Source organism: Blastocatellia bacterium (assembly GCA_025054955.1).
Classification (GTDB): Bacteria; Acidobacteriota; Blastocatellia; order HR10; family J050; genus JANWZE01.
In genome coordinates, this window is sequence record JANWZE010000045.1 from 23,231 (window position 1) to 35,415 (window position 12,185).

A 12,185-nucleotide genomic window follows, 5' to 3' on the forward strand; every position below is an offset into this window, starting at 1 on the left:
TTCGTCGCAGCCATCCCCGAACCGACGTGATTTACTCCTGTGACGCATCGAGAATCTCAATGCCGATCAACTCCTTTCCCCGGTAATCGTACACAAGGCCGTTTTCGGCATCATCTTCACTATGAGTGGGAGCCACTCCTTCCTTGAAGCATAAATAGAGCGTGTCCACATCGGCATCGTACTCAATCCGCACCGGCAGCACGGGGAGTTCCACACGTTCTGCCGCCAACATGAGTAAACGACTCGGGCTGACTCTTATTGCTTTCCTTCGTGCCATATCACTTGCCTTTTATTGACTCTCGGCTTGATATAAGCTGTGATGATAAACCCATCACGCTGGCCTATCTCGCCATAGACTACATGCAGGTACTTCGATCAGCCCAGTGATGAGACCCGTAACGGCGAGCCTCGGTGACCAAGCAGCATATACGTCGGCTGCTCAACGGCATCAAGCACCGTGTCATAGTAAGCAGTCATATAAGGTCGCCGATCAACAATGTGATCCCATCTCTCTTCCGTAAGACGAATGGGGACATGGTTGATTGAGTATTCTGTGTCAAGAAACATTCTTGCTTGATGGGTGAAGATACCATGCACAGACACTCATCGCCGATGATGAACTCACCGTGATCAACTTTCCGCGCTTGACAAAAGACTCATCATCAGAGATAAGTGTGAATCAACTTGGACAGCATGGGAGTCGCCCATGAGCTTACCCTCGCCACGAAGCATGAAAATGAAGCAAAGGTGGGAGCCGCCTGTGCCACATTCTCAAAGGGAATCGCCCATGAGCTTACCCTCGCCACGTTGAAGGAAGTGATTCGTGTCGTTCGCTACGACGCGAGAGAAACGATGAAAAACGCCACTGGCGCGAACGCCTGTGCCACATTCACAAAGGGAGAAAACGTATGAAAAACATTTTGCCAATACTGATCACGCTCGTCATCACCATCGGCCTCCTAGCGCCGATTGGCGTGCAGTCAACTCCGGGTCAGGAGGACCAGTCACTTGAAGCGCCGGACCTATTGGACTTGAGCCGCGTTGAGAACTCACACCTTGCGCCCTGCTTCGATGCGCTTTCGGCAAACTATCAGGTGGATCAGACGGCCAATACGCTGACCTCTTTTGAAATCAGGCCGTTTGTGTTTGTGTCCGATCAACGCTCCACGTCAAAAATTCTCATGGGGGTGGGAACGTCTACGGTGGATCATATCAGTCTTGACGCTTCAAAGATCGTCAATTGGTTTGACAACACCCCCGTCATCCTGCGAGACGACGGCATGGATCCGGACGAGCGCGCGAACGACCGGCTGTTCACCGGCAACTTACGCTTGGCTAATCCGCCCACCCAGGCGTCCAGCGTGCAGGTGATCCGTAATCTGACCTTCACGCTTCATCTGAAGAATGGCAGGGTCCAGGAGGTCACCGAGGACGTGGCCAGTTCGATTGGAGTAATTAACACACTGCGAAACGTGCCTGTCACCTCGGTCGCCTCGAATGTTTTCAGAACAAGCAATGTTGTCAACATTGTCCGGCAAAACCTCCTGGAAGGAACCTATCCTCTTATCGGTATCAACTTCTTCACCGCCGCGCAGACGTTCTATCGGAATTTCCCCGATCAGTTCGATTGGCTCGTGTTTTTCCACATTTACAACGGTCGCGGCTCCCCCGCAGGAAGTTACACGCAGGTGAGCAACTCCATCCAGGGCATCGGTCAGCAGATCATTAATAGAGCCAATGAATACGGAAGTCGAGGAAGATTGCGGGGCATCATCTCCCTTTTCTTTAAGCATGCCGCGCCCATGTCGCACGAGATCTTTCACACCTGGGGCGTGTATGGCTTCGGTGCGCTCGGACTGGCTTCATCGGTGGGTGGAGGGGGACATTGGGGCGCGTTGGCCAATGCAACGAATCACACGGTCTTTGGTTTTCCTCTGACCCTGAGAAGCCTCACGCGAACTGCGAACGGAAATTTCTGCGGTCCTTGGGGGTCGGGGCCGATCCTCGGGCTGGAACTCTACCTCATGGGACTGGCGCCGGCCAGCGAAATCGGAATCTATCAATACGTCGTCGACTCCGCCTTCGTGGGCTTCAACTGCAACGGCTACGAGTTTTCAGGCTCCCGGATTGCCACGCTCGATCAGAATGCGGTGATCACTGCGTTTGGCCCGCGAGTGCCGGCCCACCCGGATCAGAGCGACTTCCGCGCGGCGGTGATCGTTGTGTCCAATCGCGCGCTGGTGCCGGCCGAGTGGGATTATGTGTCGAGGTGGTTCGAAGATCATGCCAGCACATTCCCTAGGGACTTCGCTGGACGGGCGCGGATCTCCTATCAGCTTCAGTAAAAATGAAACCGCTGCTGAATCCGGATGCTCGCCGATTCAACGCGATCATCGGCGCGCATCGGCGGTCTATTTTCAGGTTGCATCGAGGAGCCAGTCGGTTCTTTGCAAGCGTGGCCCGCTTCTCCACCTTTAGAGCGATTTGCGAATGAGTTTACCCTGGAAGCGCACGCTTCAACGTGCACTCGCCCGCACGATGCGGGTCTTCCAAATTAAAGGCAATTGGAAATCGCTCTAGATGGGAAGTTGCCATGAAGCGCATATATCATGAAGCGCATATATCTGGACAAGAGCGCCACGACCTCCATCTACGTTGACGTGCTGGCGGCGATGTTGCCTTACTTTTATGAAGATTTCAGCAACGCCTCCTTGGTGCACTCGGTCGGGCAACGGGCCAAAGCAGCGATGGAAAAAGCCCGGTCGCAAGTGGCGTAACTCAGGAGACCCGCCAAGCCATGGGTGTTCGTGGCGAGCCGTTTAACGGCATGAATGATTCAATGGGAGAACGGGTGGCGCCTCTTCAAGGCGCGAAGGATTCGGGATGACGCCCATCCAAACGTTTCACGTCTGGCTACCCGCTTGCGGCGTCTAACAACGCCGCTGCCCAAGATCGCTCACTTGAGAATGGCCTACGAATCAGACGAGCGTCACGGAAGAACTGTTTTCTCATCGTTCGCGGTGAGCAAAGAGCTCAGGGGCGATTCCCTTGAAACTAGCCCACGAAACACGCGAAGCTCACGAAAGATTCCATCGTTCGCGGTGAGCGCAAATCTCATGGGCGATTCCTGGGAAAACGCCTAAGCTCAGCTTGCGCCGAAGGCACAAACAGAAGGTAGCCAGACGTGCAACGTCTGGAACAGCCGATCGAACCAGAGTGGCGCTTGGAGACGCGCCGAGACGTGCGCGTTCGTGCCCAGCAATTTTGAACAGCGGAAACGAGTTTCTATGAGAACGAGGTGCGCACCCCTTCAAGGCACGAGCGATTTAGAATGACGCCCACTGTCCGCCTCAATCCCTACAAAACGATTTACCGCCTCAAGGAGGCTCGGCAGAACTGGACTTCTTTACGTTACTAACGTCCAAGAGCGTGCGGAAGAACGCCTTCAACAAGGAGCCTCGGCAGAATGGACTTCTTTACGTTACTGTCTACGAGCCTCACGCTGGCGCGGCACAGGGAGAAACTCGACAGCACCCCCTTGTCGTCGCACCGGCTGCGGATACAGGGCCATGAGTTCGAGAATCGCTGCTGGCATATCAAAACTCACCGGCAGTCCGAGCGACAGTGCCTCTTCAGCAGATATAGGATAGTCATGAGTCCACGTGCCGGTAGCCAGCTTCGCCGCCAAAGCGCGAGCGGCATCTTCGTTCATGTGTTTACTCAATAGACTGGTGGCTGCTGTTTCCAATTGTTGAATGGCTTTGCGCCCAATATCAGCCATGAGCAAGGTGTGGTCATCCACTTCGGAAATCGGCTTCTGGTCAATCACCTTGATCAAAGAGGCGGCGGGAAATTGCCCTATTTGTGGATCAATCGGTCCCAGGATGGAATGCTTACACATCACGATCTCATCGGCGGCCAATGCGATCAATGTTCCTCCCGACATAGCATAGTGAGGCACGAAGACAGTGACCTTACCCTTATGCGCGCGAATCGCGCGGGCAATTTGCAGCGCAGCCACAACTAATCCACCCGGCGTATGCAAGACGATGTCCAGCGGCACATCATCATCAGTCATGTGAATGGCACGCAAGACCTCTTCGGAGTCGTTCACGTCAATGTACCTCATCAAAGGAAACCCCAAAAGCCCCATCGTTTCCTGCCGATGCACCAGCAGAATGACCCGCGAGCCGCGCATCTTCTCAATCTCTGCAATCTTGCGTGTGCGCATTGCCTCAAGAAAACGCCGTTGCAGCAACGGCTGTAAGGCTGAGATCATGAAAAAAATCCAAAATATGTCCACTATCCCCATAGTTCTCCTCCTCAGAAAAAGTGGCACAGGCATTCCTGCCTGTGGCGTTTTTCATCGTTTCCGGGCGTCGTCCAGACGACATGAACAACTCCTATGATGAGTCATCAACGCTCGTGCGAAGATGCAAGCACAGATTCACCGATGAAGAAATTTTCAATCAGTCAATCAGTGAATCTGCGCTTGAGTTTTATCGTTTCTGGGCGTCGCCACAAGCGGTATGAACAACTGCGCTCTTATGCGCTTCTCCGATTGAAATGTCATGTGCTGCTTGAATGCACACTGTCAGACCGATTCATACGCTGCCTATTTGATTTTCTTCGCGGGTTGGTTCAACCCAAATTGATGAAGAATCAGATGTGTTACCTTGCCGGCTTCATCTTTGACAAATGTGATCTGCGCGTCAACTACGATGTAGAAAAACTTCGTTTCCGATTCAGGGAACAGCTCAAATTTGGGCTGGCCGGTCAGTTGCGCCATGAGCCTGTTTTCTTCCTTGCCGATCGTGAAAATCAGACCCGGTGCTAATTCGTACTGACCGACGTAGGCATCGTACACCTTGGGATCAAGCGTGATAGCCTTGCGCTCTTCCGGCGCGGGCTTGTCCGTCTTGGGTGCGCTCTGCTTGGTGCCGTCACTTTGATACAAGACCATGTGCGTCACCTTGCCTGCAGCGTCTTTCACGAAACTCAGGTGAACGTTGGCACCTTGAATGAAGAAATCAGTTTCCGATTCAGGGCGAATCTCTCGCTTCAGTCCGCCGGTTGGCTGCAAGAAGAGCCGATCGGTGATCTTGGTGACGGTGACGAATGTGTCAGCGTTGAGCTGATAGACTCCGACATAGGCGTCCAGGATTTTCGGATCAACCTTGATAGGCACTCGCTCTTTGTAAAGTGGATAGGTGCTCTCCAGCAGATGCAATCCGATGTCATCAATGTTGTTTATCGAATTGGATAAGACGGCGACGCCCAGGCGCTTCTTTTTGTCAAACCCGATGAAGCTATGGTAACCGCCCGTGCCGCCGTTATGCCACACAATCTGCGCGCCGTGCTTGTTGTAGATATGCCAGCCCAGCCCGACTTCAACGCCCGGAGCGCCCGCGTTCTGCTGAGCCAGATGCGTCTTCTCCAACGCGGGAAACAGAGCAGTTTTCGTGAGCCCCAAGTTCGCCGCCAGGAACTTGAGTAGATCGTTTACTGTCGAGCGCAACGCGCCTGCGCCCGCCAACGTGGGAATATCCCAGTTGGCAGCCACTTTCAAATCTCCGTCATGCCCAGTCGCCAACCGCGCCCGCAGATCGGGTGGAAGCTGAATCCGCGTGCTGCGCATCGTGAGTGGATCGCAGATGCGAGTCTTTACCAACGTTTCATAATCCATCCCCGCTTTGAGCGCCAGGATGTGACCTAACAGGCCGGCGCCGTAATTTGAATATTCATATTTGACGCCGATGTCTCTGCTCAGCGTGTAGTTCGACAGAAACGCATACATCTGCTCGACAGTGTAATCAGCGTAAGGATTGTTCGCATCCTTGGGAGCAAAATTACTCGGCAGTCGTGGAAGTCCGGATGTATGCGTTGCTAGATCACGTAGCGTGATCTCTTTTCCATTTCTTGTTGGAACCTTCACTGATTGGGGTAGGAATTTGGATATCGGATCGTCAAGTTTCACTTCCCCACGCTCGACCATGTCAGCGAGCAGTATCGCTGTGAAGACCTTAGTGATTGAGCCGACTTCAAAGACGGTGTCCCCATCAGGCTTGCGATCGCTCTCTTGACTGAGACGCCCATAGCTGATCACCCGGCTCCCGTCTTGGTTGATCACGCCAACGACAATGCCCACGCTCTTTTTGTATTGATCAATCCGCTGTTGAAGAATGGTCAGGATTTCAGCGTCGGACGGACGACTTTGAGCAACAGCGACGCGTTGAATTGAACCGGGTCTAAGGCCAAGCAAAATGACAATGAGGAATACTACAGGTCGTTTCTTCATAGACGATCTCCCGAAAATAGTCCACGAAACACACGAACCTCACGAAAGAATTGTACTTTCATCGTTCGTGGCATGCTGTTGCATAGGGGCGATTCTCCCGAAAATAGCCACAGAGGCCAAGAGAGCACAGCGGGACAGCCCGCAGAGATGGAGAGAGGGCTCTCGGTGAACTCTGTAACCTGCGTGACTCCTTAATTTCATTCTTCGTTGCGGTGCACATGGAACATGCGCGGCTCCTCTAAAATCAAGTGCCCGATTATCTCACATCGCGAGTGTTCTTACCCCGTCAAGAATGTGATTACACCGTTCTCCTCTTGCGGCCAAAAGATTTTGCACCAGGCTTTCTGAAACAAGCTAGCGCCTGATGAGCCGCATTTTCTGGCCTTGGCAAGGCCACGCTCCATGCCTCGACAAGGCCTTGCTCCACGCCTCGACAAGGCCAGGTTACAAGCCCCGGCGAGCCCTTGCTCCAAAAAAGGATTTAACAACCGTTAGGACAAACGAACCTGCAATTCAACACACGACCACCCCACAGGCGTGGGTATGATCTGGTGCGTTGCATGAATCACAACGTTGGATCACAACTTCTTCAACAGTTCCTTCCACCGGGCCCAGGCCTCATCACGGGCTTTTTTGTTAGCTTCGGCAGCGTCAGGCATTTCACCTGTGCGCATGAAGCCGTGCCCTGCGCCTTCGTAAATCACCGGCTCGTACCTTTTGCCCAGTTCTTTCATCAGCGCAGCCGTCGGTTCAATCGTTGCATTGACGCGAGCATCGTTGCCGCCATAGAAACCGTAGACAGGGCATTTGATCCGAGCGATTGCTTCTTTCTCTCGCGGGCCTGAGCCATAAAACACGAAGGCTGCTTGAAGCTTCTCTCGATTGGTGGCAAAACGAAACGTCTGACTTCCGCCCCAGCAGAAGCCGGCCACAGCGAGTTTTCCGTTTGCTGCCGGCAGCTTCACCACGTAATCAGCCACCGCGTTCAGGTCAGCCGTCACTTGATCGGGCTGCAATTTGGAGATGGCTTCACGGGCAGCGTCAGCGTTGGGAAAGTCGCTCGTCTTACCGCCGTTGGGCGCTGAGCCGGAAAGCAAATCGGGCGCAATGGCGATATATCCGGCTTCGGCTAACTGATCAGCCACGTTGCGAACCCAATCAGTCAAGCCCTGGTTTTCGTGGATGACAATGATGGAAAGCGCTTTGGTTTTGATCTCCGGATAGACCAGAAACGCGTGGACCGTGCGCTCGCCGTATTTGACCGCTACCCACTCTTGATGTCGCGGTGATTTTTCCAGCTTCTGCCGGAACATATCTTGGGCAAGCGCGGAACCAACCATTAACACAACGACAAAAACAGATGCGAGTCTCATGGAAATCTCCTCAGAAAAAGTGGCACAGGCATTCCTGCCTGTGGCGTTTTTCATCGTTTCTGGGCGTCCTCCCGCACGACATGAACAACTCCTCAGAAAAAGTGGCACAGGCGTTCCCGCCTGTGGCGTTTTTCATCGTTTCTCTCGCGTCGTCCAGACGGCATGTAGAACTCACTTGAGCGACGGTGGATCGCCTTCGCGCACATAGAGGCCAGTAACGGTGAGGGCATTCCCACCATCCGCACAACGTCCGCCATCGTCGTGGACGAGCAGATAACGGCCAATGGGAACGAGGAACATGGAGCAGCTAGAACCTTCAACCTCTGTCACCGTCAGATATGGGTCTGAAGTCAGTCGTACGCGAGCTTCACCCATCCTGAACGGCGCATCCCGAACTGGTGTGCCATCCTTTTCAATAATCTCGACGCTGAAACTGACGATCAGGTCGGCCCCTTGCTGACGCAGGTTGATGGAGGCGCGATTGTCGGGGCGGGTGTAGGCGAGCCAGTTACCAACCAGCGCAGCCGGGCGTACCGGCTTCGCCTCCTCGTCTATTTCCAGGTCGGCAGTGGCAATGATGCCCGCTGTCATTGGTCCGTCCCCTTTCGCCCTGTAGAGCACGCGGACGTATCGCGGCCTATTGCCCTCGTAGAGCATCACCACCACTTGGTCTCCGCCAACGAGATAGGCAGACCTGCGGCATCCCGGATTCGGATTTGGGCAGCCACCGCCTTCGCGCAAAAAGTACGTTTTCGCTACCGAAGATTTGACACGCCCCGGCACCGAGCGGATGCCAAGTTGGGCAACTTGTTCATCCCAAGTGGCTGTCCGCTTGCTCTGCGTTAGAGCCGGCGGATGAACCAACAACAAACATAAACCAAAGGCGATCACGAAACACCATGTCGGAATTGACGTGTGGTAGTTTGAATGCATAGTGCTCCTCTTGTTTGGTTTTAAGTCAAGTAGTGCCGTCCAATATGCAGGCAAAAAAAGCCGAGCAAGGGACCTGCGAAGATCCAAAGCATAAGTCCCCGATGAAAAGGCAAAACATGCTGCTGAAGCGTGATCGTATAGGCGGGGCGATAACGTGCATCTTCCGCACTCTGAGGTTCGATCCACACCCGCAACTTTTCCGCCGCCTGCCAGTCTTGCGGGATGTCGAGAATCTCCTGCCGTTCCGTGGTACCGCTCGTTCGGGCCTGCTTCTCGATGCGGAGATTGGTGATGGCCCGTTCGCCTGGTTTTCCATCGGGCAGGACCGATTCGACCGTAGCGATCATGTCCGCCCATGGTCTTGCCCCGACCGAAGGGGTAACACCCAGCGTCCCTTCGGCGATCAGGCGTATGGGCGACATGTCGGGTTGCACGTTGAATTCGACGGCCTGCTCGATCCGCTGGGTGTGCTGCAACCTTCCACCGGCCAACGGAGCGGTATTGGCGACATCCAGATGCAGGCTCATGACGTTCTGCCCCGAGTAAAAGTTGGCGTACACCGTGTAAGCCATCATCGCGAACCCTGAGAGGATGAGCAGCGAACCGAGGACGTACATCATCGTCCGCATAAGCCGGCGCCGCGTTTGTCCAGCATTTTCTTTACGCCGTTCCTTTTTCATATTGCCTCCTGTTGCAAGCTCCCCAGTTGCCCGATCGGCAAGCCCTGTACACCGGTGGGCAACGGCAGTGTGCTTGCACCTATCAAGTCTCTCCAAGACGTTGCATATTGGTTCATTGTTAACGGAGTCAGTGTATGAAATTCCTGATCACTGTTACTCGTGACGAAGGTGGCATGTTCAACGCTGTTGCGTACGTGACTACGCAAAAAGAGAGCACGCTGTTGACGGCTGGTTCTGAGTTGACACCCACACCCGCCCAGCCAGTAAAGTGGATCATCAGACTGTGCTAGAAGCAGAGATACTCTGTCATCTTGAATCTCATCGTGCGCCCGCCCAACGTTCCGGTTTAGCGGGGACCCGTTGCGCTGGTGGTTGCATGCGGTTATTAGAGCGGTTTGTGAACGAGTTTGCCCTGGGGCGCACGCTTCCAGCGTGCATGAGCCTGCATGATGTGGGACCTCCAGCCAAAGGCAATTGAAAATCGCTCCAGGCCCCGCGCCTCATTCACTTTCAGCCACACGTTCTAACTCTCGAAATGCTGCAGCCCATGCCTTCTCTTGCCAGGCCCGCGCTTCTTCCCACTCAGGGCTGCTGCGCCAACCGGAGTGAACCAAGTGAATACGCGCCCCTGTACCCTCCGGAACAACAATGACAACAACATGGGTCAGTGGATCCGCCGCGTTCGCGAAGGACTTGAACTGCTGGGGACTCCGCCACTGAAACGCCAGCACCTGCCCAGGCGTGATCGCTGTTATCCGACACCCGATTGTGCTGTTGTTTTCGCGATCGTCAGGTTGCCAAAACAGTTCGTACTTGCCACCGACACGCGGTTCAACGTCAGCTACTACAGTAAGCCACTGCTGCAGGAGCGCGTTCGATGTGAAGTACCTGAACGCTTCATCCGGCGATTTGGGAACAAAGACTGACAAATGAATGACCTTGTCAGGCACTGGTGCGACTGGTGAGCGAGCCATCGTCATCATTTCTCCTCCATCAGCGGCTAGACCCGCGAAAACGAACATCAACAAGATGCAGCCGCCACAAAGTGCGTAACTTTGTAACTCCTTTACCTGTGCTGCGGGTTGCGTAGGGCCTTGCAGCTCGCGCATCAGCCGCACACGGAGCGAGCGAAGCGAGCGGAGCGTGTCGGCTCGATGCGCTTGTTAGCCTGCCGTCCAATATCACAAAGCGGTTTCGCCTATTGTTCTCTTCGCAGTTGGACAATGCCGTTGCATATAGCATTTTCCGCAATTTGGCATACGAGGACGACACCACTCCCGTCCAATCTCCCACGCAGCCAAATCAAAAATGCCATGGTATTCAGGGTTCAATTCTCGGGCTGTGTAGATGATTTCTTCGTTTGACGCACCTTTACGGATAAGACCAAGGCGTTCAAAAACGCGACGAACTTATACATCAGCCCAAATGTCAATCGTGAATTTATCGCTGACCTGTACTTTGAAATCACGGACAAGGATGTTGGCAGCCATTGTAGCAATCTTCGGGCCTGCTCCGTGAAACTCCAAAAAACCTCTTACAATAGTTGCGCTGCTGGGTTGACCTTGCCAGATTCGAGCCGCATCTCCTGAATACTGCTCTCGAATGTGCTGAATGGCTGAATAGAAGATACCCGCCATCGCCTCTTTCAGTCTATGAAGTGGTGAACCTTGGATGAATAGCGAGGTAACCTTCCCCTGCGAAAGAGATGCCAGATCATCAAATTCAAACGAGCCTAGCCTTTCTTTGAAGCGATAGGGCACTGACCAACACTTTTCTGCTTGCCATTGCCTATCCATCAAGCAAGCGGTAAAAAAGCGTGCGGATAATGTTCAATGTCATTCAAAAGAGCATCGGCAACTGAATCACCAGTGAACAGATTAGTCTCGCGAGGTTGCGACAGTAGTTCTTCGCTACGCTTTTTGAGAATGCCATGAATGGCTTTTGCGCTCATCATCAAAAAGAGGCTGAAGTGACCTGCCCCGTAGGCACGCTAACGGCCTAGGCTTAACCTGCGGTGAGCCGAGCACAGCGAGGCGAAGCAGTCAGGTGCAAGCGCTTGTTAGCCCGCCGCTTCTCCCAAATTATGCAAACTCCGCAATGGCTACTTGTCGCTTCCTTGCAAGACTGTGACGATGTAGTTTGATACGCTCAATCCCATGCAGCGTTTCTGCCGTGAAATAACTCTCGCCACAATGCGGACAAGCGACCAAGGGAATATTTTCGATCACAAGCAGATCATCACCCTTGCCATAACTACGAGTGACATATCGAATGCGTGCGCCCTCTTTTCCACAAATTTCACAAATCATAGTGTTCACCTTCATAAACGATACACCGTGATAATCACCAATTTGCCTCTCGGACTAATTTTTATCACCGCAACCATCTCATCGCCTGAAACCGTCTGCCCTTTGACCAGATACTTCCATTCACCGCTGGCTATATCTTTCTGACGTTCGAAAATCTCGCCTGTGAGCAGGCACCTTTCCACATCGAAGATGCTCAATCCATCATCGCTCATTTCTTCTTCCGCGTGCAGGGTCATCACATATTGGCGGCGGCGAACCCTGTCGCGGATTTTGTTCAAGATGCGTTGCAACACAGCCTGCTCCTATCGTTGCACGAGAATTGTAACAGACTGCGCAAGACACGGGGGCTAACGACTCCGGTTCAGCGGCGGGCCACGCAGCGCCGGCCGCTGCAACCGACGGTTAGCCTATCGTTCCTCTCCCATCGCTTCTTTTATCGTGTGGCAAGCCACATCACCACGGGTGATCAACTGTGCCTGAAATGCAAGCACCTTCAAAATAATGTCATCCTTTATCTCGTCACGTTTCCTCGCAATCAGCTCCTTAGCTTCAGAGAATCTGCCAGCACGACGCAGCAGGTCTACTAAGATAG

13 protein-coding genes are annotated in these 12,185 nt (G+C 53.6%); 2 read left to right on the forward strand and 11 right to left on the reverse strand.

Going from position 1 to position 12,185, the window contains the following annotated elements; genetic code table 11:
• Positions 1-31 precede the first annotated feature (31 nt).
• Positions 32-232, reverse strand: coding sequence for a DUF2283 domain-containing protein (locus NZ823_06005; protein MCS6804687.1), 201 nt, complete (start codon positions 230-232; stop codon positions 32-34).
• A 676-nt stretch (positions 233-908) separates the two neighbouring features.
• Here NZ823_06005 and NZ823_06010 point away from each other — a divergent pair.
• Positions 909-2,345 (forward strand): hypothetical protein, encoded by a 1,437-nt coding sequence (locus NZ823_06010; GenBank protein MCS6804688.1) that lies wholly within the window; start codon positions 909-911, stop codon positions 2,343-2,345.
• 264 nt (positions 2,346-2,609) lie between these two features.
• A complete protein-coding gene (locus tag NZ823_06015; protein MCS6804689.1) occupies positions 2,610-2,777 on the forward strand; it encodes an aminotransferase class V-fold PLP-dependent enzyme in 168 nt (55 codons plus the stop codon).
• 704 nt (positions 2,778-3,481) lie between these two features.
• Here the strand turns inward: NZ823_06015 and NZ823_06020 are convergent.
• The 10 genes from NZ823_06020 to NZ823_06065 all read right to left on the reverse strand — a co-directional run.
• Entirely contained in the window at positions 3,482-4,312 is an 831-nt protein-coding gene (locus NZ823_06020) for an ATP-dependent Clp protease proteolytic subunit (GenBank protein ID MCS6804690.1), read from the reverse strand.
• A 303-nt stretch (positions 4,313-4,615) separates the two neighbouring features.
• Positions 4,616-6,298 (reverse strand): serine hydrolase, encoded by a 1,683-nt coding sequence (locus tag NZ823_06025; protein MCS6804691.1) that lies wholly within the window; start codon positions 6,296-6,298, stop codon positions 4,616-4,618.
• Positions 6,299-6,876: 578 nt separating this feature from the next.
• A complete protein-coding gene (locus NZ823_06030; protein MCS6804692.1) occupies positions 6,877-7,671 on the reverse strand; it encodes a dienelactone hydrolase family protein in 795 nt (264 codons plus the stop codon).
• Between the two features lie 171 nt (positions 7,672-7,842).
• Positions 7,843-8,604 (reverse strand): hypothetical protein, encoded by a 762-nt coding sequence (locus tag NZ823_06035; protein MCS6804693.1) that lies wholly within the window; start codon positions 8,602-8,604, stop codon positions 7,843-7,845.
• 20 nt (positions 8,605-8,624) lie between these two features.
• Complete coding sequence (locus tag NZ823_06040; protein ID MCS6804694.1) at positions 8,625-9,284, reverse strand: hypothetical protein; 660 nt, start codon at positions 9,282-9,284, stop codon at positions 8,625-8,627.
• Positions 9,285-9,784: 500 nt separating this feature from the next.
• Positions 9,785-10,267 (reverse strand): SRPBCC domain-containing protein, encoded by a 483-nt coding sequence (locus NZ823_06045; GenBank protein MCS6804695.1) that lies wholly within the window; start codon positions 10,265-10,267, stop codon positions 9,785-9,787.
• 426 nt (positions 10,268-10,693) lie between these two features.
• A complete protein-coding gene (locus NZ823_06050) occupies positions 10,694-11,044 on the reverse strand; it encodes a hypothetical protein (protein MCS6804696.1) in 351 nt (116 codons plus the stop codon).
• 321 nt (positions 11,045-11,365) lie between these two features.
• Positions 11,366-11,593, reverse strand: a complete 228-nt coding sequence (locus tag NZ823_06055) for a YgiT-type zinc finger protein (GenBank protein MCS6804697.1) — start codon at positions 11,591-11,593, stop codon at positions 11,366-11,368.
• Positions 11,594-11,604: 11 nt separating this feature from the next.
• Positions 11,605-11,886, reverse strand: coding sequence for a DUF4258 domain-containing protein (locus tag NZ823_06060; GenBank protein MCS6804698.1), 282 nt, complete (start codon positions 11,884-11,886; stop codon positions 11,605-11,607).
• Positions 11,887-12,000: 114 nt separating this feature from the next.
• A partial coding sequence (locus tag NZ823_06065) for a hypothetical protein (GenBank protein MCS6804699.1) occupies positions 12,001-12,185 on the reverse strand: 185 nt, incomplete at its 5' end.

Excerpts from the sequence above, each read along its gene's own strand:
- NZ823_06005 (MCS6804687.1), bottom strand. The coding sequence starts at position 232 with ATGTTGGCGGCAGAACGTGTGGAACTCCCCGTGCTGCCGGTGCGGATT.
- NZ823_06010 (MCS6804688.1), top strand. The coding sequence starts at position 909 with ATGAAAAACATTTTGCCAATACTGATCACGCTCGTCATCACCATCGGC.
- NZ823_06015 (MCS6804689.1), top strand. The coding sequence starts at position 2,610 with ATGAAGCGCATATATCTGGACAAGAGCGCCACGACCTCCATCTACGTT.
- NZ823_06020 (MCS6804690.1), bottom strand. The coding sequence starts at position 4,312 with ATGGGGATAGTGGACATATTTTGGATTTTTTTCATGATCTCAGCCTTA.
- NZ823_06025 (MCS6804691.1), bottom strand. The coding sequence starts at position 6,298 with ATGAAGAAACGACCTGTAGTATTCCTCATTGTCATTTTGCTTGGCCTT.
- NZ823_06030 (MCS6804692.1), bottom strand. The coding sequence starts at position 7,671 with ATGAGACTCGCATCTGTTTTTGTCGTTGTGTTAATGGTTGGTTCCGCG.
- NZ823_06035 (MCS6804693.1), bottom strand. The coding sequence starts at position 8,604 with ATGCATTCAAACTACCACACGTCAATTCCGACATGGTGTTTCGTGATC.
- NZ823_06040 (MCS6804694.1), bottom strand. The coding sequence starts at position 9,284 with ATGAAAAAGGAACGGCGTAAAGAAAATGCTGGACAAACGCGGCGCCGG.
- NZ823_06045 (MCS6804695.1), bottom strand. The coding sequence starts at position 10,267 with ATGATGACGATGGCTCGCTCACCAGTCGCACCAGTGCCTGACAAGGTC.
- NZ823_06055 (MCS6804697.1), bottom strand. The coding sequence starts at position 11,593 with ATGATTTGTGAAATTTGTGGAAAAGAGGGCGCACGCATTCGATATGTC.